Source organism: Pseudomonas tritici, from assembly GCF_014268275.3.
Taxonomy (GTDB): Bacteria; Pseudomonadota; Gammaproteobacteria; order Pseudomonadales; family Pseudomonadaceae; genus Aquipseudomonas; species Aquipseudomonas tritici.
Window position 1 is genome coordinate 1563134 of record NZ_CP077084.1, and the last position, 25746, is coordinate 1588879.

Annotated in this window: 24 protein-coding genes; 11 read left to right on the plus strand and 13 right to left on the minus strand. The window is 58.7% G+C overall.

Features of this window, described 5'->3' with window-relative positions:
* Positions 1-49 precede the first annotated feature (49 nt).
* The gene (locus tag HU722_RS06880; RefSeq protein ID WP_065880101.1) at positions 50-907 is read right to left on the minus strand and encodes an MIP/aquaporin family protein; all 858 of its coding nucleotides are present in this window, start codon (positions 905-907) and stop codon (positions 50-52) included.
* 326 nt (positions 908-1233) lie between these two features.
* Between HU722_RS06880 and ybaK the strand changes: the two genes are divergently transcribed.
* A complete protein-coding gene (gene ybaK / locus HU722_RS06885) occupies positions 1234-1704 on the plus strand; it encodes a Cys-tRNA(Pro) deacylase (RefSeq protein WP_065872522.1) in 471 nt (156 codons plus the stop codon).
* Between the two features lie 135 nt (positions 1705-1839).
* Here the strand turns inward: ybaK and HU722_RS06890 are convergent, their stop codons facing one another.
* Both HU722_RS06890 and argF read right to left on the minus strand, forming a co-directional pair.
* On the minus strand, positions 1840-2949 hold the full coding sequence (locus HU722_RS06890) for an ABC transporter ATP-binding protein (RefSeq protein ID WP_065872521.1): 1110 nt from the start codon (positions 2947-2949) through the stop codon (positions 1840-1842).
* Positions 2946-3866, minus strand: a complete 921-nt coding sequence (gene argF, locus HU722_RS06895) for an ornithine carbamoyltransferase (protein WP_186752314.1) — start codon at positions 3864-3866, stop codon at positions 2946-2948. The genes HU722_RS06890 and argF overlap by 4 nt, the downstream gene beginning before the upstream one ends.
* A 434-nt stretch (positions 3867-4300) precedes the next feature.
* Here argF and HU722_RS06900 point away from each other — a divergent pair, with 434 nt between their 5' ends.
* The gene (locus HU722_RS06900; RefSeq protein WP_186752313.1) at positions 4301-6409 is read left to right on the plus strand and encodes a molybdopterin oxidoreductase family protein; all 2109 of its coding nucleotides are present in this window, start codon (positions 4301-4303) and stop codon (positions 6407-6409) included.
* Between the two features lie 77 nt (positions 6410-6486).
* Positions 6487-6825 carry a Grx4 family monothiol glutaredoxin gene (gene grxD, locus HU722_RS06905; RefSeq protein WP_049709752.1) on the plus strand — a complete coding sequence of 113 codons (339 nt, stop codon included), beginning with the start codon at positions 6487-6489 and terminating at the stop codon, positions 6823-6825.
* 69 nt (positions 6826-6894) lie between these two features.
* Here the strand turns inward: grxD and bfr are convergent, their stop codons facing one another.
* The gene (bfr, locus tag HU722_RS06910; protein ID WP_065872518.1) at positions 6895-7365 is read right to left on the minus strand and encodes a bacterioferritin; all 471 of its coding nucleotides are present in this window, start codon (positions 7363-7365) and stop codon (positions 6895-6897) included.
* 201 nt (positions 7366-7566) lie between these two features.
* A complete protein-coding gene (locus tag HU722_RS06915; RefSeq protein ID WP_010564137.1) occupies positions 7567-7785 on the minus strand; it encodes a bacterioferritin-associated ferredoxin in 219 nt (72 codons plus the stop codon).
* Between the two features lie 243 nt (positions 7786-8028).
* Between HU722_RS06915 and HU722_RS06920 the strand changes: the two genes are divergently transcribed.
* Positions 8029-8631, plus strand: coding sequence for a peroxiredoxin (locus tag HU722_RS06920; protein ID WP_003172097.1), 603 nt, complete (start codon positions 8029-8031; stop codon positions 8629-8631).
* Between the two features lie 212 nt (positions 8632-8843).
* Here HU722_RS06920 and rnt read toward each other — a convergent pair whose 3' ends face one another.
* Both rnt and pyrC read right to left on the minus strand, forming a co-directional pair.
* Positions 8844-9515: a ribonuclease T gene (rnt, locus tag HU722_RS06925; RefSeq protein WP_017137041.1), complete on the minus strand. Its 672-nt coding sequence runs from the start codon at positions 9513-9515 to the stop codon at positions 8844-8846.
* The gene (pyrC, locus tag HU722_RS06930; protein WP_065872517.1) at positions 9512-10558 is read right to left on the minus strand and encodes a dihydroorotase; all 1047 of its coding nucleotides are present in this window, start codon (positions 10556-10558) and stop codon (positions 9512-9514) included. The genes rnt and pyrC overlap by 4 nt, the downstream gene beginning before the upstream one ends.
* A gap of 156 nt (positions 10559-10714) precedes the next feature.
* Between pyrC and HU722_RS06935 the strand changes: the two genes are divergently transcribed.
* The 3 genes from HU722_RS06935 (at position 10715) to HU722_RS06945 (ending at position 14239) form a co-directional block, all read left to right on the plus strand.
* Positions 10715-11623: a flagellar protein MotY gene (locus tag HU722_RS06935; RefSeq protein WP_065910514.1), complete on the plus strand. Its 909-nt coding sequence runs from the start codon at positions 10715-10717 to the stop codon at positions 11621-11623.
* A 142-nt stretch (positions 11624-11765) separates the two neighbouring features.
* Positions 11766-12983, plus strand: a complete 1218-nt coding sequence (locus HU722_RS06940) for an argininosuccinate synthase (RefSeq protein WP_065872515.1) — start codon at positions 11766-11768, stop codon at positions 12981-12983.
* A gap of 623 nt (positions 12984-13606) precedes the next feature.
* A complete protein-coding gene (locus tag HU722_RS06945) occupies positions 13607-14239 on the plus strand; it encodes a response regulator transcription factor (protein ID WP_010212736.1) in 633 nt (210 codons plus the stop codon).
* An 84-nt stretch (positions 14240-14323) separates the two neighbouring features.
* On the opposite strand, the gene HU722_RS06950 is transcribed toward HU722_RS06945, so the two are convergent.
* The 4 genes from HU722_RS06950 to metG form a co-directional block, all read right to left on the minus strand.
* Entirely contained in the window at positions 14324-14506 is a 183-nt protein-coding gene (locus tag HU722_RS06950) for a PA3496 family putative envelope integrity protein (RefSeq protein WP_058423775.1), read from the minus strand.
* Between the two features lie 107 nt (positions 14507-14613).
* The gene (nth, locus tag HU722_RS06955) at positions 14614-15252 is read right to left on the minus strand and encodes an endonuclease III (RefSeq protein ID WP_065872514.1); all 639 of its coding nucleotides are present in this window, start codon (positions 15250-15252) and stop codon (positions 14614-14616) included.
* Positions 15253-15318: 66 nt separating this feature from the next.
* Positions 15319-16338, minus strand: coding sequence for an electron transport complex subunit RsxB (gene rsxB, locus HU722_RS06960; RefSeq protein ID WP_256530429.1), 1020 nt, complete (start codon positions 16336-16338; stop codon positions 15319-15321).
* A gap of 48 nt (positions 16339-16386) precedes the next feature.
* Positions 16387-18438 carry a methionine--tRNA ligase gene (metG, locus tag HU722_RS06965; protein ID WP_065872512.1) on the minus strand — a complete coding sequence of 684 codons (2052 nt, stop codon included), beginning with the start codon at positions 18436-18438 and terminating at the stop codon, positions 16387-16389.
* A 171-nt stretch (positions 18439-18609) separates the two neighbouring features.
* Here metG and apbC point away from each other — a divergent pair, with 171 nt between their 5' ends.
* Entirely contained in the window at positions 18610-19704 is a 1095-nt protein-coding gene (gene apbC, locus HU722_RS06970; protein WP_186752312.1) for an iron-sulfur cluster carrier protein ApbC, read from the plus strand.
* A gap of 496 nt (positions 19705-20200) precedes the next feature.
* On the opposite strand, the gene fdxA is transcribed toward apbC, so the two are convergent.
* Both fdxA and mutS read right to left on the minus strand, forming a co-directional pair.
* Entirely contained in the window at positions 20201-20524 is a 324-nt protein-coding gene (gene fdxA, locus HU722_RS06975) for a ferredoxin FdxA (protein ID WP_065872510.1), read from the minus strand.
* Positions 20525-20666: 142 nt separating this feature from the next.
* Entirely contained in the window at positions 20667-23258 is a 2592-nt protein-coding gene (gene mutS, locus HU722_RS06980) for a DNA mismatch repair protein MutS (protein ID WP_186752311.1), read from the minus strand.
* A gap of 210 nt (positions 23259-23468) precedes the next feature.
* On the opposite strand from mutS, the gene HU722_RS06985 reads away from it, so the two are divergent.
* The 3 genes from HU722_RS06985 to HU722_RS06995 all read left to right on the plus strand — a co-directional run bounded on the left by HU722_RS06985 (position 23469) and on the right by HU722_RS06995 (position 25683).
* Entirely contained in the window at positions 23469-24203 is a 735-nt protein-coding gene (locus tag HU722_RS06985; protein WP_005785382.1) for a LexA family transcriptional regulator, read from the plus strand.
* A 598-nt stretch (positions 24204-24801) separates the two neighbouring features.
* Complete coding sequence (locus HU722_RS06990) at positions 24802-25146, plus strand: phage holin family protein (protein ID WP_065910512.1); 345 nt, start codon at positions 24802-24804, stop codon at positions 25144-25146.
* Between the two features lie 21 nt (positions 25147-25167).
* Entirely contained in the window at positions 25168-25683 is a 516-nt protein-coding gene (locus HU722_RS06995; RefSeq protein ID WP_186752310.1) for a hypothetical protein, read from the plus strand.
* The last annotated feature ends 63 nt before the right edge of the window (positions 25684-25746 follow it).

The window sequence follows — 25746 nt, forward strand, 5'->3', positions numbered from 1 at the left end:
CGGTAGTCAGCCGGGCCGCAAAAGGGCAGGAGCGGCCAGGCTGGCGTGATCAGGAAATACGGGTTTTGCCGTTGACAGCCGTGTCAGGTGTTTCTTCAGCTATAGCAGGTGCGGTGCTTGGCAGGTGACGGGCAATCAGCCCGCGATACGCTGCAGCACCGAGGCATGCGCCAACAATCGGCGCGAAAATCGGTACCAGGAAGTAAGGAATATCGCGGCCACCGGTAAAGGCCATTTCACCCCAGCCGGCGAAAAAGGTCATCAGCTTGGGCCCAAAATCCCGCGCCGGGTTCATCGCGAAGCCTGTCAGCGGGCCCATGGCACTGCCGATCACCGCAATCAGCAGGCCGATCAGCAGCGGGGCCAGCGGGCCGCGTGGCAGGCCGTTGTTGTCATCGGTGAGGGCCATGATCACGCCCATCAGGATCGCGGTGATGACCATTTCCACCAGGAAGGCCTGGGCGGTGCTCAGCAGCGCATGGGGGTAGGTGGAAAACACCGACGCCAGTTCCAGGCTGGCTTGCGTGCCGCGGACCATATGGTGGGTTTGTTCGTAATCGAAAAACAGGTTGCTGTAGAGGGTGTACACCAACGCGGCCGAGCAGAAGGCACCGGCGATCTGGGCGAGGATATAGAAGGGCAGTTTACGTTTGTCGAAGTCGGCGAAAATGCACAGTGCAATACTGACGGCGGGGTTCAGGTGCGCCCCGGAAATGCCGGCGCTCAGGTAGATCGCCATGCTGACGCCCACCCCCCAGATGATACTGATCTCCCACAAGCCAAAGCTGGCACCCGCGACCTTGAGCGCAGCGACACATCCCGTACCGAAGAAGATCAGAAGCGCAGTCCCCAGGAACTCGGCCATACATTGGCTCGAAAGTGAAGGCTGTTGAAGAGCAGTTGTCATGGAAAACCTCAGTTGTTGTTCTTGTCTAGCGCACAACCTCAACGGGTTATTGCGCGATTTTCACCGTGGCAAGGATCCCCATCCCGGACACGGCTTACTGCTTGAATGCTGCGGACTATTCCTACAGCATTCGGAAACGAAAAAATATAGACAAGAATGACCGCTGTCAAAGGTCGAAAGTGAACTATCAGTCACTTTCAAACTATTGGTCTGGTGAATGATCACGCTTGTCATCTTGCGTGTGTACCTTAAGGGCGGGCGTACTAGAGCGTTTTGCGTGGGCTTGGCCTAGAATCGGCCATCTGTTTGCCATGCCCGGAGACACCATGACGCCTGCATTGGATTTGTTGAAAAAAGTTCGCGCCGAACATCGTATCCACAGTTACGAACATGACCCCAAGGCGGCTTCGTATGGCCTGGAGGCCGCGGAGAAGTTGGGCCTCGATCCGGCGCAGGTGTTCAAGACCTTGCTGGCGAGCAGTGAGAAAGGCGAATTGTTGGTGGCGGTGGTGCCGGTCGTCGGAAGTCTCGACCTGAAGGGGCTGGCGCACGCTGCCGGGGTGAAAAAAGTCGAAATGGCCGACCCGGCAGCGGCGCAGCGCTCTACGGGTTACTTGCTAGGCGGCATCAGCCCGCTGGGGCAGAAGAAGCGGTTGCGCACGTTTATCGATGTGACGGCGCAGCCGTTCGCGACGATTTTTGTAAGTGCGGGGCGGAGGGGGTTGGAAGTGGAGTTGTCGGCGGCGGTGCTGGCTGAGCATACCCAGGCCAAATTCGCGCCGATTGGCCGGGCCTGAATCTACTATGGAAGGTTGTGGATAACCCATGTGTGGGCCGGGCTTGCCCGCGATGCAGGCACCTCGGTGTGTTAGTTACACCGCGTTGATGCTATCGCAGGCAAGCCAGCTCCCACATTTTTGGATTCGGTTTTGTCAGTGCGCGGGGCTGTAGCGGCGTACGCCGGATTCGATTTTAGGGATTTGCGCTGCTGTACTCCCTGACGCCTGAAACAACACCAGATGCTCAGCCGCCACCCGAATTCCTACATCCGCCCCCACCTGATGGTCGGCGTGGCTGGGAAAAATCGACTCCAATTGCGCGCCTGTCGGAAGTTGCAGGCGGTACAAGGTAGACGCCCCCAGGAACGTCTTGCCGACGATCTGCGCTTTCAGCGTGCTGTCTGGAGCGTAGACGATGTCATCCGGGCGCAGCAGCACGTCCACCGCGCCGCCGGTAGGCCAGGTGTAGGCGCGGTTGCCGCGTAGCTCGCCGAGTTCGGTGCTCACGGATTCCGGCGAACTCAACTGGCCACGAATGAAGTAACCCTGGCCGATAAAGCTGGCGACATAGGGCGTCTGCGGTTCGTGATAGAGGTTGTAGGGCGTGTCCCACTGCTCAAGGCGGCCCTCCTTGAAAACACCGACCTGGTCGCTGACCGCGAAGGCTTCTTCCTGATCATGGGTCACCAGAATCGCACTGGTGCCGCGTGCCTTGAGGATATCGCGCACCTCGTGGCTGAGCTTGCGTCGCAACTCGCCATCCAGGTTGGAGAACGGTTCGTCCAGCAATAACAGGGCCGGCTCCGGCGCCAAAGCGCGGGCAAGGGCGACGCGTTGCTGCTGGCCGCCGGAAAGTTCATGAGGAAAGCGCTTGCCCAGGTTCTTCAGGTTCACCAGTTCCAGCAACTCAGCGACCACGCGGTCTTTCTGCGGATGCTTGCGAATGCCGAACGCAATGTTATCGGCCACGCTGAGGTGAGGAAACAGTGCGTAGTCCTGAAACACCATGCCGATGCGGCGTTTCTCCGGCGCCAGGGTGAACCCGGCACTGGAGATCACTTCGCCCGCCAGGCTGATTTCACCCTCGTGCACCGGCTCAAACCCGGCAATGGCGCGCAGCGTGGTGGTCTTGCCGCAGCCCGAAGAGCCCAACAGGCAACCGATATCGCCGGCATTCAGGTGCAGGTTGAGGTTCTGCACCACCCGTTGATCTTGATAGCCGCATGCCAGATTGCGCAGGTTCAGCAGTAATGGCTGGCTCATGCGTGGTGGTACGACGGCGGGACGAGGAATTCGAGCAGGGCTTTTTGCGCGTGCAGGCGGTTCTCGGCCTGGTCCCAGGCGACCGAACGCGGATCGTCGAGCAGGTCAAGGCTGATTTCTTCGCCACGGTGCGCCGGCAGGCAGTGCATGAACAACACGTCCGGCGCGGCCAGGTCGAGCAGGGCGCGGTTCACTTGATACGGGGCGAACTGGGCCAGGCGCTTGGTGGTTTCGTCTTCCTGGCCCATGGAGGTCCAGACGTCGGTGCTCACCAAGTGCGCGCCGATCACCGCGTCACGCGGGTCGCGAACCAGGGTCACGCGGTCACCGGCCTGCGCCAGGAAGCGCGCATCAGGCTCATAGCCTTCCGGGCAGGCAACGCGCAATTGGAAGTCGAACTGGATCGCCGCTTCTATATAGCTGTTGCACATGTTGTTGCCGTCGCCGATCCACGCCACGGTCTTGCCCTGAATCGAGCCGCGGTGCTCAAGAAAGGTTTGAATGTCGGCCAGCAACTGGCACGGGTGCAGGTCATCGGACAGGCCGTTGATCACCGGTACGCGGGAGTTGGCGGAAAATTCGGTCACGGTGCTGTGGGCAAAGGTACGGATCATCACGGCGTCGAGCATGCTCGACATGACCTTCGCGCTGTCGGCGATCGGCTCGCCACGGCCCAGTTGGGTGTCGCGCGAGGACAAGAAGATGGCTTGGCCGCCCAGTTGAATCATGCCGGCTTCGAAAGATACGCGAGTGCGGGTTGACGACTTCTCGAAAATCATCCCGAGCACGCGGTTTTTCAAAGGCTCGAACAGTACGCCGCGGTTACGCAGGTCTTTAAGCTCAATGCCTCGACGGATCACGCTGACCAGCTCTTCGGGCGTGCAATCCATCAGGGAGAGAAAGTGCCTTGCGCTCATCATTAACTACCTTTTTGCAACAGACCGCAGATACTCAAAGCCTTGTTTATTGTGACAACGGGCGAGACCTGCGGCGAAAGCCGCACGGGGCGACGAAATAGGGGAAGGCGCGATCTTATAATTAAATGTCGCGTCTTACCAATAGGGCTACGTTTTTAAAGGGTGTTCAAGCAGGGCGCCAAGGCGCTTTTGAAGACGAATTCCAGACAGCAGCGGGCCATTTGTACACTGGCGTAGCAACCTTTTGCAATGCGCGGGGGCGGCTGCAGGCCAGGCTGCGTCGGTTTCAGCGCGAGTGTGTGAGGTTTCTGAAACATTTGCTCATGCTTAGCCATGGCCTGGCCTGATGCTTGTCGATTCACGGGGCGAACGTTGGTGGCGCGCGTGCCGGTCGCGGCCCATAGTTGGACCAAAGCCCTTATAAGAGACTGGCCATGACCAAGACTCTCCACCACCGTGCCTGCCATCTGTGTGAAGCCATCTGCGGCCTGACGCTGGAAACCACCCGAGCCGACGACGGCAGCCTGGCGATCACCTCGATCAAGGGCGATGCCCAGGACAGTTTCAGTCGAGGGCATATCTGCCCCAAGGCCGTAGCGCTGCAGGATATCCAGAATGATCCTGACCGCCTGCACCAGCCCATGTTGCGGGTGGGTACCGAATGGCAGCCGATCGCCTGGGATGAGGCTTTCGCGCTTGTAGCCGAACGGTTGGCGGGCATTCAGGCGCGCCACGGGCAGAATGCGGTGGCGGTGTATCAGGGCAACCCCAGCGTGCACAACTATGGGCTGATGACCCACAGCAACTACTTCCTCGGCCTGTTGAAGACGCGCAATCGATTTTCCGCCACCTCGGTCGACCAACTGCCCCATCACCTCACCAGCTACCTCATGTACGGCCACGGCCTGTTGCTGCCGATCCCGGACATCGACCACACCGACTTCATGCTGATCCTGGGCGGCAACCCGCTGGCATCCAATGGCAGCATCATGACCGTGCCCGACGTGGAAAAGCGCCTCAAGGCGATCCAGGCGCGGGGCGGTAAAGTGGTGGTGGTCGACCCACGGCGCAGCGAGACGGCGGCGATGGCTGATCAGCATCTGTTCGTGCGCCCAGGCGGTGATGCGGCGCTGTTGTTCGGGGTGCTCAACACCTTGTTTACCGAGCACCTGACCCGCGACAGCCATTTGCCGGTTGAAGGCTTGGAGGATGTACGCTGCGTGATCGCCGGGTTTACCGCCGAGGCTATGAGCCGTCAATGCGCGGTGCCTGCCGAGCAGATACGTCAATTGGCACGCGACTTTGCCGCAGCGGACAAAGCGGTGTGCTACGGGCGCATGGGCGTATCAACCCAGGCGTTCGGCACGCTGTGCCATTGGCTGGTGCAACTGATCAACCTGGTGACTGGCAATCTCGACCGTGTGGGTGGCGCCTTGTGCACCACGCCCGCGGTGGATCTGGTGGCGTCGACCGGTGGCGGGCATTTCAATCGCTGGCAGAGCCGGGTTTCCGGGCGTCCGGAGTACGGTGGCGAGTTGCCGGTGTCTGCCCTGGCGGAAGAAATGCTCACTGAAGGCGAAGGACAAATCCGCGCGTTGGTGACAGTGGCCGGTAATCCGGTGTTGTCGACGCCTAACGGGCGGCAGTTGGAGCAAGCCCTGGATGGCTTGGAGTTCATGGTCAGCGTCGACCTCTATATCAACGAGACCACGCGGTATGCCGATTTGATTCTACCGTCCACGTCAGCATTGGAAAACGATCACTACGACACGACCTTCAATATGTTCGCGGTGCGTAACGTCACCCGTTTCAACCAGGCGATCTTGCCCAAGCCCGAGGGTGCGCTGCATGACTGGGAAATCTTCGTCGGGCTGGCCAAGGCCTTTGCGGCTCAGACCGGCGCCACACTCAAGCCGACCATGCCGCCGGCGCAGATGATCGATTTCGGGCTGCGCGCGGGCGCATACGGTGATGCCTCCAGCCACAAATTGTCGGTGGCGATGCTGGCCGACCATCCCCATGGCGTGGACCTGGGGCCGCTTCAGCCCAACCTTGCCGCGCGTCTGAAAACCGTTGATGGCAAGGTGCAGGCGGCGCCGGCAGTTATCCTCGCTGACCTGGTGCGGTTTGCCGCGCAGCCCGGGCCTGTGGCCGACGAACTGTTGCTGATCGGCCGCCGCCATGTGCGCAGCAATAATTCCTGGATGCATAACTATCACCGGCTGGTGAAGGGCAAGCCGCGTCATCAATTGCTGATGCATCCCGACGACCTGGCCAGCCGGCGTTTACTGGATGGCCAGCGGGTGCGGGTGAGTTCTCGGATTGGCATGATCGAGGTGGAAGTGGTCTCCAGCCTGGACATGATGCCTGGTGTCGTCAGCCTGCCCCACGGCTGGGGCCATGGTCGCCCGGGCGTCCAGATGGGCATCGCCAGCGCGCAACCCGGAGCGAGCGCGAACGACCTGACCGACGAACGGCAATTGGACGAGTTGTCGGGCAATGCGGCGCTCAATGGTGTTCCGGTCCAGGTCGCAGCCGCCTGAGCACCGCGCTGGAATTTTGCGTTACAATGCGCCACCGTGCCGACCTGTGAGTCGCAAAGTTCCAGCCGAGGTGTTCCATGGATATCATCGAAACGATCAAAGAGCAGATTGCTGCCAACACCATTCTGCTTTACATGAAGGGCGCACCCAACGCTCCTCAGTGCGGTTTCTCCGCGAAGGCGTCCCAGGCCATCATGGCGTGTGGCGAGAAATTCGCTTACGTGGATATCCTGCAAAACCCTGAAATCCGCGCCAACCTGCCGAAGTACGCCAACTGGCCTACGTTCCCACAACTGTGGGTGGCCGGTGAACTGGTCGGCGGTAGCGACATCATCACTGAAATGGCCGCTGACGGTTCGTTGCAGTCGTTGATCAAAGATGCAGCGGCAAAAGCGGCAGCCAAGACTGAAGCTTGATCCGGACGCAATAAAAAGCCCCGCTTCTCGTAAGAGAGCGGGGCTTTTTTATGCCTGCGTGTTGATGGGTTATTCACCCATCTGCGATTGCAGGTAGTTTTCCAGGCTGACTTTGTCGATCAGGCCCAGTTGGGTTTCCAGCCAGTCGATGTGTTCTTCCTGGTCTTCCAGGATATCTTCCAGCAGTTCACGGCTACCGTAGTCGCCGGTCAGTTCGCAGTGAGCGATGGCGGCCTTGAGGTCGCTGTGGCTCTTGCGCTCAAAACCAAGGTCGCTGCTGATCATTTCCTGGGTGTGTTCGCCGATGTTCAGCTTGCCCAGGTCCTGCACGTTTGGCAGGCCTTCCAGGAACAGGATGCGCTTGATCAGCGCGTCAGCGTCCTTCATGGCCTTGATCGATTCTTTGTATTCACGCTTGCCCAGCTTTTCCAGGCCCCAATCGTCGTACATGCGTGCATGCAGAAAGTACTGATTGATCGCGACCAGTTCATTGGCAAGGATTTTGTTGAGTTGCTGGATGACTGAGATGTCGCCTTTCATGACTGGGGTCCTGCCCTGTAATAGCTGTATATAGAGCGGAGTTTGAGCGGCGCAATCCCTAGTGTCAAACCTAAGTTATTGAATAATAAATGAAAATTAATCGGAATAAGAATGTTTGTGTTCCGCGTCTTGGCGCTAACTAATTGAATTTCGGGCATAAAAAAACCGGACACTAAGTCCGGTTCTCTAAAATATGCCAAATCAGGCGTGTGTAAATTCTGCTGAATAGGGGAGCGCGGCCTGGGCAGTCTGCAGCTGCGTCAGGGTTTCCCGTACCACTTGCTTGGCGAGGCAAGCACATTTGCCACACTGGCTGGCAACACCGGTGGTTTCACGTACTTCCTTGTAGCTGCAGCAACCTTCGTAGATTGCTTCGCGGATTTGTCCGTCGGTGACGCCAGTACAGAGGCACACATACATAAGGGAGAACCATCGCGGGTTAAGGCTTAAGTGCGATGGATCTTAATGTTAACGAGAATGATTGTCAAAGTAGATTCGCCGGGTATTTGCTGGCATCGCGCCCGCACTGACGAACGGTTTTTTCAGTGTATGATGGCCGGTCTTCACGAAGCGTGACTGCGTCACAGGGCTGTCGCTTATAAACGGCAGACTCTGGGCCGGTCCTTTTACTTCAATCGTCACCCTTACATCAGGAGATACCCAATGAGCGTACTCGTCGGCAAACAAGCCCCGGATTTCGACGTTCCAGCCGTTCTCGGCAATGGCGAAATCGTTGACAGCTTCAAACTGTCTGAAGCCATCAAAGGCAAATATGGCCTGGTGTTCTTCTACCCGCTGGACTTCACCTTCGTCTGCCCTTCGGAGCTGATCGCTCTGGACCACCGCATGGACGATTTCAAGGCGCGCAACGTTGAAGTGGTAGCCGTTTCCATCGACTCCCATTTCACCCACAACGCCTGGCGCAACACGGCCATCAACGATGGCGGCATCGGCAAAGTCAAATACACCATGGCTGCCGACATGAAACACGACATCGCCAAGGCCTACGACGTTGAGTCCGAAGGCGGCGTAGCGTTCCGTGGCGCATTCCTGATCGATGACAAGGGCGTTGTTCGCTCCCAGATCATCAACGACCTGCCACTGGGCCGTAACATGGAAGAGCTGATCCGCCTGGTCGACGCACTGCAATTCCACGAAGAGCACGGCGAAGTCTGCCCTGCCAACTGGAAAAAAGGCGACAAAGGCATGAATGCTTCGCCAGAAGGCGTTGCGGCGTACCTGACCGAGAACGCTGGCAAGCTGTAAGCCAGTTTCACGGTGAAAAAAAAACCGGCCTGAGAAGGCCGGTTTTTTTATACGCGGGAAACGACTGTAGTGAGCGGGCTTGTCCCGCGCTGGGTGGCGAAGCCGCCCCAATAAGGCCACCTCGGTTTCTCAGAAGTACCGAGGCGCCTGGGTTTGGGGCGGCTTCGCCACCCAGCGCGGGGCAAGCCCGCTCACTACAAAAGCTTGCGGTGTCAGTCGTTGAAGTCTTCCCAGCCGCCCATCTGCTTCCAGCGGTTGACGATGCCGCAGAACAGCTCGGCGGTCTTCTCTGTGTCGTAGCGGGCCGAATGGGCCTCACGACCGTCAAAGTCGATACCGGCTGCCTGGCAGGCCTTCGCCAATACCGTCTGGCCATAAGCCAGGCCCGCGAGGGTCGCGGTGTCAAAGCTGGAGAACGGGTGGAACGGGTTGCGCTTCATGTCCAACCGCGTCACGGCGGCGTTCAGGAAACCCAGGTCGAAGCTACTGTTATGGCCGACCAGAATCGCGCGTTTGCAGCCATTGGCCTTCAATGCCTTGCGCACGCCGCGGAAGATATCGGTCAGCGCCGCTTCTTCACTCACCGCCATGCGCAGTGGGTGATCGAGCTTGATCCCGGTGAACTCCAGGGCGGCCGCTTCGATGTTGGCGCCTTCGAACGGCTCGACACGGAAGAAGTGGGTGTGTTCCGGGAACACAAAGCCCTGTTCATCCATGCCGATGGTGGTCGCGGCGATTTCGAGCAGTGCGTCGGTGGCGCAATTGAAACCACCGGTTTCTACGTCGATGACGACTGGCAGATAACCGCGAAACCGCTCGGCCATCGGGTGACGGGAACCGCCACCACTGTGCTCATGTTCGTCGTCGTAATGGTCTTCACTCACTTGCTTTCCTCCAGCAGGCGCCAGCGCAGTGTTTCACCGGCGCGCAGCGGGATAACGGTCAGCTCGCCAAACGGCAGGCTGGCAGGGGCGGTCCAGTCTTCACGAACCAGGGTAATGCGGTCGGTATTTGCCGGCAGGCCGTAGAAGCGCGGGCCGTTGAGGCTGGCGAACGCTTCGAGCTTGTCCAGGGCATTGCGCTGTTCGAACGCCTCGGCGTACAGCTCGATGGCTGCATAGGCGGTGTAGCAACCGGCACAGCCGCACGCCGCTTCTTTGGCGTGCTGGGCGTGGGGCGCGGAGTCGGTGCCGAGGAAAAACTTCGGGTTGCCGCTGGTCGCAGCATCCAGCAAGGCCACCTGGTGGGTGTTGCGCTTGAGGATCGGCAGGCAATAGAAGTGCGGCCGAATCCCGCCCACCAGCATGTGGTTGCGGTTGTACAGCAGGTGGTGCGCGGTGATGGTCGCGCCGATGTTGGCCGAGGCCTCGGTGACGAACTGAACGGCATCGGCGGTGGTGATGTGCTCGAACACCACCTTCAGGGTCGGGAACAGCTCGACCACACGGCGCATGTGTTCGTCGATGAAGATCTTCTCGCGATCGAACACGTCCACGTCGCCACGGGTCACTTCACCGTGGATCAACAGCGGCATGCCGACTTCGGCCATGGCTTCGATGGCTGGCAGGATCTTGTCGATACTGGTCACACCGGAATCGGAGTTGGTGGTCGCGCCCGCCGGGTACAGCTTGGCGGCGTGCACGAAACCGCTGGCCTTGGCCTCGCGAATTTCTTCGGGCTGGGTGCGGTCGGTGAGGTAGAGCACCATCAACGGTTCGAAGCGGCTGCCGGCCGGTCGTGCAGCGAGGATTCGCTGGCGATAGGCATCGGCTTGCTCGGCGTTACGCACCGGAGGTACCAGGTTAGGCATGATGATGGCGCGGCCAAAGGTGCGCGCTACATCGGCCACGGTGTGGGGTAACGCAGCACCATCGCGAAGATGAATATGCCAGTCGTCGGGACGCAGCAGGGTCAGGCGGTCGGACATTGGGGATTCCAGGCGGGTCAATCTGGTGGGAATGCTACCGGAAAAGACTCTTGCAGGCACTCGCTATCAAGTTTTGCAGGAGGCAACCGATAGCCTTTCGTATGCCTTATCGATGTATGACGCTTTGAAGTGTTGTAGAAACCAGTGGAGCCTCCCGTGCGCCAGCATTATCTAGCCCTGCTCAGTGTGTTCGCCAGCCTGCCTGCGATGGCCCTCACGTTCCAGACACGTCTGGAGAATATTGAGTGGAAGGTAGAAGGGGACCAGTTCGAGTGCCGCCTGACCCAGCCGATCACCGACTTCGGTTCGGGTGAGTTCGTGCGCCGGGCCGGCGAGCAGGCGACGTTTCGTCTCAAAGCCTATAACGGCTCGCTGGGTGCGGGCTCGGCCACGTTGCTGGCCGCCGCCGCCCCTTGGCAGCCGGGGCGAGGTGATATCAACCTCGGCGCCGTGCGTGCCGGCAGTGGCGATGTCTTGTTCAACAGCTCCCAGGCCCAGGCTGGGCGGCTGTTCAATGGTTTGCTGGAAGGGCGTAGCCCGACCGTTCGCCATTACGGACGTGAAGGCGGTTACTCGGAAATTCGCCTGTTGCCGGTCAAATTCAACAAGGCCTACAACGACTATCAGTTGTGCACCACCAAGCTATTGCCGATGAATTACGACCAGGTCAAACAGACCGAAATCGGCTTTCCCGGTGGCGGCATTGAGCTGGACGCGGCGGCCAAGAAGAAACTCGACGTGATTCTCGCGTTCATGAAAGCCGACCCCACCGTCAACCACATCGAGCTCAATGGCCATTCGGACAACAGTGGCAACCGCCTGACCAACCGCGATGTCTCGCGCCGCCGCGCCTTGGCGGTGATGGACTACTTCAAAGCCAATGGCGTCCAGGAATCCCAGGTCACCCTGCGCTTTCATGGCGAAAGCTACCCGCTGGCGCCCAACACCAATGCGGCCAACCGGGCGCGCAATCGTCGGGTCAATATCCAGCTGGAGCGCGTGGCCGCCCCCGAGAAACCGGCCCCCCAGGCTACGGGCCCGAGCAACCCTGCGCACACGTCATAAAGTGCCAGCATCAGGTGCGACCATCGGTCGCCCGTTCGACATAATCTGTCGCTTTATCTTCATTTGCTGTCGCGCCCCTGTAAATTCACGGTTTTGGTCGGTAGAATCGACGCCTTTCCGTACAACCCCGTGGAGTGATGGCATGGCCGACGTAAACAAGGTCGTTCTCGCGTATTCCGGCGGCCTGGACACTTCGGTGATCCTCAAGTGGCTGCAGGATACTTATAACTGTGAAGTGGTGACCTTCACCGCTGACCTGGGTCAGGGCGAAGAGGTCGAACCTGCACGTGCCAAGGCGCAAGCCATGGGCGTGAAAGAGATCTACATTGACGACCTGCGCGAAGAGTTCGTCCGCGATTTCGTCTTCCCGATGTTTCGCGCCAACACTGTCTACGAAGGCGAGTACCTGCTGGGTACTTCCATCGCACGTCCGCTGATCGCCAAGCGCCTGATTGAAATCGCCAACGAAACCGGCGCTGACGCCATTTCCCATGGCGCTACCGGCAAGGGCAACGACCAGGTACGTTTCGAACTGGGCGCCTATGCACTCAAGCCAGGCGTGAAAGTGATTGCTCCTTGGCGTGAATGGGACCTGCTGTCCCGTGAAAAGCTGATGGATTACGCTGAAAAGCACGCGATCCCGATCGAGCGTCATGGCAAGAAGAAGTCCCCGTACTCGATGGACGCCAACTTGCTGCACATCTCCTATGAAGGCGGCGTGCTGGAAGACACCTGGACCGAACACGAAGAAGACATGTGGAAATGGACCGTCTCCCCGGAGAACGCTCCTGACAAGGCCCAGTACCTGGAACTGACCTACCGCAACGGCGACATCGTCGCGCTGGACGGCGTCGAAATGACCCCGGCCACCGTACTGGCGACCCTGAACCGTATCGGTGGCGAACACGGCGTCGGCCGTCTCGACATCGTCGAGAACCGCTACGTGGGCATGAAGTCCCGTGGCTGCTACGAAACCCCGGGCGGCACCATCATGCTGCGTGCCCACCGCGCCATCGAGTCCATCACCCTGGACCGCGAAGTGGCTCACCTCAAAGACGAGTTGATGCCCAAGTACGCCAGCCTGATCTACACCGGCTACTGGTGGAGCCCTGAGCGTCTGATGCTGCAACAGATGATCGACGCTTCCCAGGCCCACGTGAACGGCGTTGTGCGCCTGAAGCTGTACAAGGGCAACGTGATTGTGACCGGTCGCAAGTCCGATGACTCGCTGTTCGATGCCAACATCGCCACGTTCGAAGAAGACGGCGGCGCCTACAATCAGGCGGACGCAGCAGGCTTTATCAAGTTGAACGCATTGCGCATGCGCATTGCGGCCAACAAAGGTCGCTCGTTGTTCTAAGTTTGCGCGCGCTGTGAAGAATGGCCCCTTGTACAAGGGGCCATTTTTTTTGCCTGGGTTTTTGTCGGTACTTGTGGTGTTTATAACGCTTAAACATGTGTTGATGTTTTTGGCCGAGGTCTCTCTCAAATGAAGGCCTTGAATGAATTGTTGTTGAAAGTTTGTAGGGGGAATGAATTTTTACATCTGCGTAGGAACTGGTCTTACAGAAAATTCACTCATGTAAGTACCGCGAATATATAAATCGCAGAATGGTCTGTAGGAAATATGGAAGTAAGTGGATATGTTGAATGGAACTAAACCGACTCGTTTTTTCTTGCTGGGTTTCTCGGCAGCAGGCCAGAGGCAAGGGGCATTTCCTGAGAGTTACGTGCGGCGCGTTTACCCTGCCCCCCATACGCCATGGATATTTCACTCAAAGTATGTAAGTCCCCGGAAAGGTCTGAAAGGATCCATAAAACTGGATACGTCCGAGACGGCGTTTTTTTGTAGGCCAATTCCTTTATCGCTGTGGGTTGGGTCTCTGCTTGCTAATGCTTGGGGGTGAATGCTATGCCAACTAGTAAACGACTAGGCTATTGTGCTTGCTCTAAATAATTCGAACAGCGAAATTGGACTTTCTCATGAATAAAGTGCTGATCGTGGATGATCATCCCGTCATTCGTCTTGCTGTGCGTATGCTAATGGAACGTCATGGTTATGAGGTCGTTGCCGAGACCGATAACGGTGTCGATGCGTTGCAACTTGCGCGTGAGCATATGCCGGACATTGTCATACTGGATATTGGGATACCCAAACTTGATGGCCTGGAAGTTATTTGCCGGCTGTCCTCTACCAAACAACCTGCGCCGTTCAAGGTGCTGGTGCTTACGTCCCAGGCCCCTGGCCATTTTTCCATGCGCTGCATGCAGGCGGGGGCTGCCGGCTACGTGTGCAAGCAACAGGACCTGACCGAGTTGCTGAGTGCGATCAAGGCGGTCTTGTCGGGCTACAGCTACTTCCCGAACCAAGCGCTGAACTCGGTACGCTCCACCATGGGCAATGCCAGTGAGGCTGATATGGTCGAGCGCCTGTCGGGACGGGAAATGATGGTATTACAGCAGCTGGCCAGGGGCCGAACCAACAAGGAGATCGCCGACGGCATGTTCCTCAGCAACAAGACCGTCAGCACCTACAAGACACGTTTGCTGCTCAAGCTGAACGCACGCTCCCTCGTAGACCTGATTGAACTGGCCCAGCGTAACGGCTTGGTATAGAAGAGGGCAGCGCACCACGCATTGCTTGGATAAACGGCAGAAAAAAGCCTCCGTGAGGGAGGCTTCCGGCCGTCAACCGCTCGATCAGAGATCGAAGTCGTAATCGGCCAGCTGTTTTTGCAAGCGTCGTTCTTCCAAAAGGTTGTCGATGGTGCGGCGTTTGCTCAAATTGGTCTTGGCGACCTCTGCCACTGGTGCCTCGGCCACATCGTCATCCGATTCAACGAGGTCGTCTTCCACTTCCAGTTGTTCTTTGCCAGTGCTCATAAGGTTCACTCCGGGCTAAGACTGCCGTTGGCGCTCCTTATAACGATAATCCATGATCCGGTAAAAAAGATTTTTTCAATCGACTGATCGAGAAAACCAATGATCCCTCAATCGTCGGACGTCTTTTCCTTGTATTCGCACAAGTCTTCGATGCGACAGCTACCGCAACGCGGCTTGCGAGCCTGGCAAACATAGCGCCCGTGAAGGATCAGCCAGTGGTGGGAGTCCAGCAGATAGGGCTTGGGTACGAACTTCATCAGCTGCTTTTCCACCTCCACCACATTCTTCCCGCGGGCGATGCCGGTGCGGTTGCTGACCCGGAATATGTGGGTGTCCACGGCCATGGTCAGTTGCCGGAATGCGGTGTTGAGCACCACATTAGCGGTCTTACGGCCAACGCCCGGCAGGGCTTCCAGTTCTTCACGGGTTTGCGGCACTTGGCTGCCATGCCGCTCGACCAGCAGGCGGCACGTCTCGATAACGTTCTTGGCCTTGCTGTTGTACAGGCCAATGGTCTTAATGTACTCCGATAACCCGTCCACACCCAGGGCATAAATCGCTTCCGGCGTGTTCGCCACGGGATACAGCTTCGCCGTGGCCTTGTTGACGCCGACGTCGGTGGATTGCGCCGACAGGATCACCGCAATCAGCAACTCGAACGGCGTGGTGTAAGCCAGTTCGGTCTTGGGTTCCGGATTGTCTTCGTGAAGCCTGCGGAAAATTTCCAGGCGTTTTGCGGCGTTCATGGGGTGGGGCGTTCCTAGGAGTCAGTCGGCGGGATTGTAGCAATACACACAGCAGGTTTTTGCGGATCAGATGTTGCCATGGGCATCGACTTGGCGCTGCGCCTCGTCGAGGTTATGTTGTGCCTCGGCCAGTTGCTGCGCGTCGGCGTTCAAGTCCTGGGCTTTCTTCAATTCCGCACGGCGCATCGCCAGCTGGATTTTGGCGCGTTTCAGGTCGGCCATATTCATGGTCGTACCGACGGCCTTCGATGCGGTGCCCGGTTCCAGGGTCGCCAGCGCTTGTTCTGCTGCTTCGTACTGCTGCTGCAGGACAATCAACTGCGCCTGTTGTTCATAGGTTGGCGGGTGACCGAAAGCCTTCAAGGATTTATGCAGTTGGGCGCGACTCATTGCGACCGTGATTTTGGCTTTTTTTATCGCCGCATCCTGTGCGGTACCGACCTCTACAGGTAAAACCGGTACTGAGCGTTTGGCCCGAGCCAGGCGTTCGGCGAGTTTTTGCGCTTCTTCCCGCTGCAGCCGCGCATTGCGATGTTCATAACGCCGCCTTGCGCGGTCGCGCTTGAGCCCTCGTTCATGGCGTTGCTGATCATTGGCGGCCAGGCCGCCGACAATTGGCAATACGGTGGCTGTCGGGCGCATTTCAATGCAGTCTACGGGGCATGGCGCAACGCAGAGGTCGCAGCCGGTGCACTCGTCGATGAGCACGGTGTGCATCAGCTTGGCCGCGCCAACAATGGCATCCACCGGGCAGGCCTGGATGCATTTGGTACAGCCGATGCACTCGGCCTCGCGAATATAGGCGATCTGGGCCGGCGCTTCCCCTCGGCTGGTATCCAGTTCCAGCACTGGCACATGCAGTAGTTGCGCAAGGCCAGCAATGGTCTCCTGTCCGCCAGGCGGGCACTTGTTAATCGCCTCGCCTTGAGCAATACCCTCGGCGTAGGGTTTGCAGCCGGGATGCCCGCATTTGCCGCACTGGGTTTGCGGCAGCAGCGCGTCGATACGTTGAATCAGATTCATGGGGTGATCATTGGCATGCCGTTGAGCGAACGGGCGTGTTGTGGAGTTGTAGGAGCCCGGCAAGCCGGGCTCCTACAGTAGACCTAATTCGCTTGCAGCAGGCCCATGGGCTTACTTGATCCGTTGACCCGGCTTGGCGCCGCTGTCAGGGCTCAGCAGGTAGATCTCTTCGCCGCCAGGGCCGGCCGCCATGACCATGCCTTCGGAAATACCGAACTTCATTTTCCGTGGCTTGAGGTTGGCGATCATCATGGTCAGCCGACCGTCGAGCTTGGACGGGTCTGGGTAAGCGCTCTTGATCCCGGAGAACACGTTGCGTTGCTCGTCACCGATGTCCAGTGTGAGGCGCAGCAGCTTGTCGGCCCCTTCCACGGCTTCAGCCTTGACGATCAGCGCGACACGCAGGTCCACGGCAGCGAAGGCATCAAAGTCGATTTCCGGCGAGATCGGATCTTTGGCCAGCTCACCGTTGCCGGCTGGCGCAGCCGAGCCAGTGTCTGTCTGGCTGGCGACCAGGTCTTCTTTCGAAGCGTCGGTCATGGCCTGGACTTTAACCGGGTCGATACGGGTCATCAGCGGCTTGAACTCGTTCAACTGATGGTTGCTGAGCAAGGTGGCGTGATCGTTCCAGGTCAGCGGCGCCACATTGAGGAACGCCTCGGCATCCGCGGCCAGCAATGGCAGCACCGGCTTGAGGAAGATCACCAGTTGGCGGAACAGGTTGATGCCCGTGGCGCAGATCGCCTGGACTTCCGCCTGCTTGCCTTCCTGCTTGTTCAGCGACCACGGCGCCTTGTCGGCGATCCACGCGTTGGCGCGGTCGGCCAGGCCCATGATCTCGCGCATGGCGCGGGCAAAGTCGCGGGCTTCATAGGCGTCGGCGATGCTTGGCGCAGCGGCCAGGAACGCTTCCGTCAGTTCCGGCGCGGCGTTCTCGGCCACCAGTACACCGGCGTTGCCCTTGTGGATAAACCCGGCGCAACGGCTGGCGATGTTGACGACCTTGCCGACCAGGTCCGAGTTGACCTTCTGTACGAAGTCTTCCAGGTTCAGGTCGAGGTCATCGACGCCACGGCCCAGCTTGGAGGCGTAGTAGTAGCGCAGGTATTCCGGCGACAGGTGGTCCAGGTAGGTGCGCGCCTTGATAAAGGTGCCACGGGACTTGGACATCTTCTGGCCGTTGACCGTCAGGTAGCCATGCACCGCGATGCCGGTTGGCTTGCGGTAGCCCGAACCTTCAAGCATCGCCGGCCAGAACAGGGCGTGGAAGTTGACGATGTCCTTGCCGATGAAGTGGTACAGCTCGGCGGTGGAATCCTTGGCCCAGAAGGCATCGAAGTCCAGCTCAGGCGTGCGATCGCACAGGTTCTTGAAGCTGGCCATGTAGCCGATCGGCGCGTCCAGCCACACATAGAAGTACTTGCCCGGCTCGCCCGGGATCTCGAAGCCGAAGTACGGCGCATCGCGGGAGATGTCCCACTGCTGCAGGCCGGCATCCAGCCATTCGGCGATCTTGTTGGCCACGGCGTCCTGCAGCGTGCCGCTGCGCGTCCAGCTTTGCAGCATCTGCTGGAAGTCCGGGAGCTTGAAGAAGAAGTGCTGGGAGTCCTTGAGCACCGGGGTGGCGCCGGAGATCGCCGACTTCGGATCCTTCAGGTCTGTCGGTGCATAAGTAGCACCGCATTTTTCGCAGTTGTCACCGTACTGGTCTTCGGTGCCGCATTTCGGGCAGGTGCCCTTGATGAAGCGGTCGGCCAGGAACATTTTCTTTTCCGGGTCGAAATACTGCGTGATCGACCGCTGGGCAATGTGCCCGGCGTCTTTCAAACGTAGGTAGATCTGGCTCGACAGCTCGCGGTTCTCGTCGGAGTGGGTCGAGTGGAAATTGTCGAAATCCACCAGGAACTCGGCAAAGTCGGCGCTGTGTTCAGCCTGCACGTTGGCGATCAGTTGTTCCGGGGTGATGCCTTCCTTTTCGGCGCGCAACATGATGGCCGAACCGTGGGCGTCGTCCGCGCAGACATAAATGCACTGGTTGCCGCGATGCTTCTGGAAGCGCACCCACATATCGGTCTGGATGTACTCAAGCATATGGCCAAGATGGATCGAACCATTGGCATAGGGCAGGGCGCTGGTGACGAGGATCTTGCGTGGCTCGGACATGGGGCTCGGCTACTTGATGAAACGGAGGTCGGCCACTATAAAGCGCCGGGAAATATATTTCACCCCGTGGCGCTGTTTCAGAATCCTCCGAACCTGCGAAAGCATGCCGTTGGGCTGCTGGAACGGTTAGGATAGCCGCCTGTTTCAGTCAGTCTTTTTCGGGAGTAGCCCATGAGCGCCGTCAATCGCGCAGCGGTGGAAGCCGTTCTTCGCCAGTACACCGACCCCTATTTGAACCAGGACCCGGTCAGTTCCGGCTGTGTGCGCGCCATCGAAGTCCACGGCGACCAGGTGTCGGTCCAGTTGGAATTGGGCTATGCCGCAGGCCTTTTCAAGAACGGATGGGCGCAGATGCTGCAAATGGCCATCGAAGGCCTGGACAGCGTACGGTCGGCCAAGGTCGACATTCAATGCGTGATCGCCGCGCACAAGGCCCAGGCGCAGATTCCGGGTCTGGCCAACGTCAAGAACGTTGTAGCCGTGGCGTCCGGCAAGGGCGGCGTGGGTAAGTCCACCACGGCGGCCAACCTGGCCCTGGCCCTGGCTCGTGAAGGTGCGCGCGTGGGCATTCTCGACGCGGATATCTACGGCCCGAGCCAAGGTGTGATGTTCGGCATCGCCGAAGGCACGCGGCCGAAGGTCAAGGACCAGAAGTGGTTCGTGCCTATCGAATCCCTGGGCGTGGAAGTGATGTCCATGGCTTTCCTCACCGATGACAACACGCCGATGGTCTGGCGCGGGCCGATGGTTTCCGGCGCGTTACTGCAACTGGTTACCCAGACCGCTTGGGGCGATCTGGATTACCTGGTGATCGACATGCCGCCAGGCACCGGCGATATCCAGCTGACCCTGGCGCAGAAAGTCCCGGTGGCCGGCGCGGTGATTGTCACCACCCCCCAGGACCTGGCGCTGCTCGACGCGAAAAAAGGCGTGGAGATGTTCCGCAAGGTCAATATCCCGGTGCTGGGCGTGGTTGAGAACATGGCGGTGCATATCTGCTCCAACTGCGGCCACGCCGAGCACCTGTTTGGTGAGGGCGGTGGCGAGAAGTTGGCGACTCAGTACGGTGTGGAGCTATTGGCTTCATTGCCACTGTCGATGGTGATTCGTGAGCAGGCTGATGGCGGCAAGCCCACTGTCGCGGCAGACCCTGATGGTCAGATCGCCATGGTGTACCAGGAGCTCGCACGTCATGTCGGCGCGCGAATCGTCCTGCAGGAAGCCGCAGCGCCGGCCATGCCGACTATTACCGTCAGCGACGACTGAGGGTGATGCAGGGAAAAAGCCTCGACCCTGTCGGGGCTTTTTCATGTCTGGAGGACGGTCAAGCGGTGTCTGTTACGCATTTACGCAATTGGTCGTGTAAGCATTTACTTACTTTTTCGTAAGCGATTGGTTTTTTTACCCGTCTTGTGCGGCCCAGTTCTTCGAGAGCTTTTTCTATCTGGTTGAAATATAACAATTAATTATTTCATGGTTTCCGCGAGAGCCTGTCAGCCAATGGGTTAGAAGCCTTTGAACTTCCTATGGAACTCTCTAACATCAGCCCTGTGTCCACGGATTGGCACAGCCATCAAGGAACGATGGTTGAAGGAACGTCGCAGGATGCGATTCATCAGGATGATGAAAAGGAATAAAGGGACTAGGGAAAAAATGTGGGCGGGTCATACCGCCCCTTTTTTTTGCCTGTAGAAAAGTGAAACCCGCCATCCAGGAACGCGAAAAGGCCCGCAAGGGGCCTTTTTAGGGGGAGGCGACGTTATTAGCGTTCGAGCTCTGCAATCTTACCTTTTTTGCCATCCCACTCCGCTGCGTCCGGCATCGGGTCCTTGCGCTCAGTGATGTTCGGCCAGATTTCCGCCAGCTCGACGTTCAACTGAATAAATTGCTGCATCTCTGCCGGGACTTCATCCTCGGAGAAAATAGCGACGGCCGGGCATTCAGGCTCACACAGGGCGCAATCGATGCACTCATCCGGGTGGATAACCAGGAAATTCGGGCCTTCGTAGAAGCAGTCCACCGGACACACTTCTACGCAGTCGGTGTACTTGCACTTGATGCAGTTGTCGGTGACGACGAAGGTCATTTCTAATTTTCTCCTCAGGCGGCGGCAGCGAAACCCCTTATGGCGGGGTCCGCGAGGTTCGGGAGCGATAGTCTGCAGGCCAGGCTAAAAGCCCGCAGCATCCCAAACCGCGCGAGATAATATCAGCTTGCAAGCGTCTGCGTTAGACCCGTGTCTTCAGTGCATAGAGCAATTCCAACGCTTTTCGCGGCGTCAAGTCGTCCAGGTCAAGCTTTGCCAACTCATCCAGTACCGGATGGGGCAGGCTCGCGAACATATCGCTCTGGTGCGGCGCGGCTGGCTTGTTGGAGGCTTTGGCAGCGCTGGTGACCACGGTTTCATGGGGCAGCGCCGTGGTTTCCAGCCGGCTGAGGTGCTCGCGAGCGCGGGTGATTACGTCGTTCGGCACACCGGCCAGTTGTGCCACGGCCAGGCCGTAACTCTGGCTGGCAGGCCCCGGCAACACATGGTGAAGGAACACGATGCGCTCGTTGTGCTCGGTGGCGTTCAAGTGCACGTTGGCCACCAGTGGTTCGCTCTCCGGTAGAACGGTCAGTTCGAAATAGTGGGTGGCGAACAGCGTATAGGCGCGCAAATGCGCCAGGCGCTCGGCCGCCGCCCAGGCCAGGGACAGGCCGTCGAAGGTGCTGGTGCCGCGTCCCACTTCGTCCATCAATACCAGGCTGCGTTCGGTGGCGTTGTGCAGGATATTGGCGGTTTCGCTCATTTCCACCATAAAGGTCGAACGGCCACCGGCCAGGTCATCGCTGGAACCGATCCGGGTGAAAATGCGATCAACCAGTGACAGCTCGCAACTCGCGGCCGGGACAAAACTGCCGATATGCGCGAGCAACACAATCAAGGCGGTCTGACGCATATAGGTGGATTTACCGCCCATGTTCGGACCGGTGATGACCAGCATGCGGGTGTCGTCGTCCAGCGACAGGTCGTTGGCGACGAACGGCGTGGTCAGCACCTGCTCTACAACAGGGTGGCGACCTTGCACGATACGCATGCACGGCTCGCTGACAAAACGCGGGCAGTTCAGGTCAAGGTTCAGCGCACGTTCGGCCAGGTTGCTCAGCACGTCCAGTTCGGCCAGGGCGGCGGCGGTATCCTGCAACGGCGCCAGTTGGCTGATCAAGTCTTCCAGCAACGCTTCGTAGAGCATTTTTTCCCGAGCCAGGGCGCGGCTCTTGGCGGACAGTGCCTTGTCTTCGAATTCTTTCAGCTCCGGCGTGATAAAACGCTCGGCGCCTTTGAGGGTCTGGCGACGTTGATAGTCGATAGGTGCCGACTCGGCCTGCTTGCTGGGCAACTCAATAAAGTAGCCATGCACGCGGTTATAGCCGACTTTCAGGTTGGCCAGGCCGGTGCGGGCTTTTTCGCGGGCTTCCAGGTCAATCAGGAACTGCCCGGCGTTTTCGCTCAGGGATTGCAGTTCATCCAGCTCGCTGTCGTAACCGGTCTTCAATACGCCACCGTCGCGGATGATCGCGGGCGGGTTGTCGATGATGGCTTTTTCCAACAGCGCCGCCAGTTCCGGGTAGGTGCCAGCGGTTACCGCAAGCTGTTGCAGGTGCGGCGTATCCAGTTCAGTCATCGCGACCTGCAGTTGCGGCAAGGCGCTGAGGGCGTCGCGCAGACGCGCCAAATCACGCGGGCGTGCGTTACGCAGGCCGATCCGCGCCAGAATGCGCTCGATATCGCCGATTTCCTTCAACTGCGGCTGCAGCTTTTCAAAGCGATAGCCGTCCAGCAGGCAGGTAATAGACGACTGACGCGCTTGCAGCACGCTCAAGTCCCGCAACGGACGGTTCAGCCAGCGGGTCAGTAAACGGCTGCCCATGGCGGTCTGGCAACGGTCAACCACCGATTGCAGGGTGTTATCGCGTCCGCCGGCCAGGTTGGTGTCCAACTCCAGGTTGCGACGGCTCGCACCGTCGAGCACAACTGTGTCGTCCAGACGCTCATTGCGCAGGCTACGCAAATGCGGCAGGGCCGTGCGCTGGGTTTCCTTGGCATAGCCAAGCAAGCAACCGGCAGCACCAATGGCCAGGGTCAGGGTTTCGCAGCCGAAGCCTTTGAGGTCCTGCACCGAGAATTGCTGGCACAGACTTTTCAACGCCGAATCGCGCTCAAAATCCCACGGTGCACGACGCTTGGTCCCACGACGTTTTTCCGCTGGCAAGTCCTTCGGCCAATCATCCGGAATCAACAACTCCACCGGATTGATGCGCTCCAACTCCGCCAGCAGATTCTCCCAGCCCTTGATCTCCAGCACAGTGAAGTTGCCACTGGTGATATCCAGCACCGAAAGCCCGAACAGACGCTCATCACCCAGCACCGCGGCGATCAGGTTATCGCGACGCTCATCCAGCAGCGCTTCATCACTCACCGTCCCCGGCGTAATAATGCGCACCACCTGACGCTCAACCGGTCCTTTACTGGTGGCCGGATCGCCGATCTGCTCACAGATCACCACCGACTCGCCCAGTTTCACCAGCTTGACCAGGTAGCCTTCCAACGAATGGTAAGGAATCCCACACATCGGAATCGACTGCCCCGCCGACTGCCCACGCGCGGTCAGGGTGATGTCCAGCAACTTGGCGGCCTTCTTCGCGTCTTCGTAGAAGATCTCGTAGAAGTCGCCCATGCGATAGAACATCAACTGATCAGGGTGCTGGTTTTTGAGGCGCCAGTACTGCTGCATCATCGGGGTGTGGGAGGACAGATCGGAGGTGTTTTTACTCATTGGGTAATAGGCAAATTCGTTGAAAGTGATGGGGCAAACGTGGGGCACTCGGCCCAGCTGATTTTGCAATGGGCGCAAGGTTAACACGCGAGGTTGGGGGTTCGCAGTCCACATCAATATAGGTAGGTCGGCCCGGTAAATGCATGATTTATGCATAAGAATGCAAATTAGCATTTGCCAACCCCAAAAACTCTCGTCACTATCCCCGTTATGCAAAAACGCAACGTTTCTATCGTCTTAAGAGAACTGCTGGACCGCGACCGGATCTCCCCCACGGAGCTTCACCGGCGCACTGGCGTGCCTCAATCCACGTTATCCCGGATCCTCAGCGGCAAGATCGTTGATCCGTCGGACAAGCACATCTCGCGCATCGCCGAGTACTTCCGCGTGAGCACCGACCAATTGCGCGGGCGTGCGGCAGTGGGGGCTTTGCGCGATGATGGGCGCGACCCGATGCACTCGGAACTCAAGGACATAAGCCTGTGGGACGACGACACGCCCGTTAATGATGACGAGGTGTCGATCCCCTTTCTGCGCGAGGTTGAATTGGCTGCTGGATCAGGAAGATTCGTCATCGAGGAAAGCGAGAAGGCCAGCCTGCGATTTGGCAAGCGCAGCCTGCGGCATAACGGTGTGCAGTTCGACCAGGCCAAGTGTGTGACGGTGCGCGGCAACAGTATGTTGCCGGTGTTGCGTGATGGCGCGACGGTTGGTGTGAATGCGGGCAAGAGTGGCATTGGTGACATCGTCGATGGCGACCTGTACGCCATCAATCACAATGGCCAATTGCGCGTGAAACAGCTCTATCGCCTGCCTTCCGGGATTCGCCTGCGCAGTTTCAATCGGGATGAGCATCCGGATGAGGACTACAGTTTTCAGGATATCCAGGATGAGCAGATCAGCATCCTCGGGCATGTGTTCTGGTGGGGTATGTACGCCCGATAACCTCCTCACGTAAGACGAAGCCCGCCAATGCGCGGGCTTTTTTTCGCCCGTAGAAAATCCCCAAGCCCTCGGTGTGCAAGGCTTCAAATGCACTCATGCATTTCCATAGTGAAAATAAATGCATTTGTGCATTGACTGTATATGCATACATGCATATTCTCCATCTCAAGCCAGCCAACATGGTCTGGTGGAGGCGGCAAGGATGCTGCCAAGGAAGACAAGGAAGGCACGCAACATCGGCAAGGATGCCATCTGAGCGATGGCAGGGACGCCAAGTAACACCGGCAAGGATGCCGACGCTCTTTAGTTTCATCACGTTACAAGAACAGGCAGCGATGAACCGGCCTTAACGGTTCAGAGGGTTGGCAACTGACCCGGGTGTGCAGCGTAAAGCACCAGAAGCAGTTATCCGGCAGACAGGGATCGTGGTCGGAAAAACATTGAGGAAAGAACCGTACCGCGCCAGTAGCGCCGACAGTTCGAAGCGGGACCGCATTACTGAAAAGCCCGGGCAACCGGGCTTTTTGGAATGCCTACCTATAAATGGATTTACCCAGATACCGGCCCCTTGCCGGCATGCTCAGCCAGGAGGCGTGACATGACAAACGAGCAGCAAGTGTTAGCGGAAATGCCTGTCTGGCTGGTGATCGCACTGGCCCTGGTGGGTGGGGTGTCCGGCGAAATGTGGCGTGCCGACAAGGAGGGCGCTCGCGGTTGGTCGCTGATCCGGCGCCTGGCGCTGCGGTCCGGGGCGTGCATGGTCTGCGGGGTATCGGCGTTGATGCTGTGCTACGCCGCCGGCATGTCGATCTGGACCGCCGGCGCCATAGGTTGCCTGACCGCCATGGCCGGCGCGGACGTGGCCATCGGCCTCTATGAACGCTGGGCGGCCAAGCGCATTGGGGTCAACGAGCCCCCGAACTCTCGCCCGGATCAGCAGTAACCGCTGCAAGGATGCAAGCAGATGACACTTCTCGAAAAACCTTCCCAACTGCCCGTGGCGATTGCGGACGCGCTGAAAAGCGCTTTCCCACAACTGCTAGTAGGCAACCACCAGGACTTCTCCGGAACAGGAGATAAAACCGGGATTTTGATCAGCGTGGAGCGCAACGGCCCGGGCGTTCGCTCCCTTGCCGGGCGCAAGGCACACGCCTTGTCAGTTTCACTCAAGGCCATGGTCGCCAGCGGGGCCGCGCCCTTTGATGCCTGCGACCTGGCCAGCCAATTGATGGACCTGGCCCTGGATAACCGTTGGGGCCTGCCGCCCGATCAGTGTGATTTGCCCGCCACGATTGTCGCGGCGCCTTCTGGTCTTAACGGGGCGGAAACGGACTACGACACCTGGACCGTGTCCTTTACCCAAAACATCTACCTCGGCCCGTCGCTGCTCGAAGATCCCACAGGCAAACCGCTGTTTGCCCGCACCTGGGAAGTCACGAATATCGACGATCCGGATCAATACCGCCCGTTGCAGGAGTAGTCCATGCATTGCTACGGGATAGCCTCGGCCTGGTCTCGATACTGCCAGATCGCAACAGTAGCT

Bases quoted from the DNA above. Each gene is read 5' to 3' on its own strand.
- HU722_RS06880 (WP_065880101.1), bottom strand. From the start codon at position 907: ATGACAACTGCTCTTCAACAGCCTTCACTTTCGAGCCAATGTATGGCC.
- ybaK (WP_065872522.1), top strand. From the start codon at position 1,234: ATGACGCCTGCATTGGATTTGTTGAAAAAAGTTCGCGCCGAACATCGT.
- HU722_RS06890 (WP_065872521.1), bottom strand. From the start codon at position 2,949: ATGAGCCAGCCATTACTGCTGAACCTGCGCAATCTGGCATGCGGCTAT.
- argF (WP_186752314.1), bottom strand. From the start codon at position 3,866: ATGAGCGCAAGGCACTTTCTCTCCCTGATGGATTGCACGCCCGAAGAG.
- HU722_RS06900 (WP_186752313.1), top strand. From the start codon at position 4,301: ATGACCAAGACTCTCCACCACCGTGCCTGCCATCTGTGTGAAGCCATC.
- grxD (WP_049709752.1), top strand. From the start codon at position 6,487: ATGGATATCATCGAAACGATCAAAGAGCAGATTGCTGCCAACACCATT.
- bfr (WP_065872518.1), bottom strand. From the start codon at position 7,365: ATGAAAGGCGACATCTCAGTCATCCAGCAACTCAACAAAATCCTTGCC.
- HU722_RS06915 (WP_010564137.1), bottom strand. From the start codon at position 7,785: ATGTATGTGTGCCTCTGTACTGGCGTCACCGACGGACAAATCCGCGAA.
- HU722_RS06920 (WP_003172097.1), top strand. From the start codon at position 8,029: ATGAGCGTACTCGTCGGCAAACAAGCCCCGGATTTCGACGTTCCAGCC.
- pyrC (WP_065872517.1), bottom strand. From the start codon at position 10,558: ATGTCCGACCGCCTGACCCTGCTGCGTCCCGACGACTGGCATATTCAT.
- HU722_RS06940 (WP_065872515.1), top strand. From the start codon at position 11,766: ATGGCCGACGTAAACAAGGTCGTTCTCGCGTATTCCGGCGGCCTGGAC.
- HU722_RS06945 (WP_010212736.1), top strand. From the start codon at position 13,607: ATGAATAAAGTGCTGATCGTGGATGATCATCCCGTCATTCGTCTTGCT.
- HU722_RS06950 (WP_058423775.1), bottom strand. From the start codon at position 14,506: ATGAGCACTGGCAAAGAACAACTGGAAGTGGAAGACGACCTCGTTGAA.
- nth (WP_065872514.1), bottom strand. From the start codon at position 15,252: ATGAACGCCGCAAAACGCCTGGAAATTTTCCGCAGGCTTCACGAAGAC.
- metG (WP_065872512.1), bottom strand. From the start codon at position 18,438: ATGTCCGAGCCACGCAAGATCCTCGTCACCAGCGCCCTGCCCTATGCC.
- apbC (WP_186752312.1), top strand. From the start codon at position 18,610: ATGAGCGCCGTCAATCGCGCAGCGGTGGAAGCCGTTCTTCGCCAGTAC.
- fdxA (WP_065872510.1), bottom strand. From the start codon at position 20,524: ATGACCTTCGTCGTCACCGACAACTGCATCAAGTGCAAGTACACCGAC.
- mutS (WP_186752311.1), bottom strand. From the start codon at position 23,258: ATGAGTAAAAACACCTCCGATCTGTCCTCCCACACCCCGATGATGCAG.
- HU722_RS06985 (WP_005785382.1), top strand. From the start codon at position 23,469: ATGCAAAAACGCAACGTTTCTATCGTCTTAAGAGAACTGCTGGACCGC.
- HU722_RS06990 (WP_065910512.1), top strand. From the start codon at position 24,802: ATGACAAACGAGCAGCAAGTGTTAGCGGAAATGCCTGTCTGGCTGGTG.
- HU722_RS06995 (WP_186752310.1), top strand. From the start codon at position 25,168: ATGACACTTCTCGAAAAACCTTCCCAACTGCCCGTGGCGATTGCGGAC.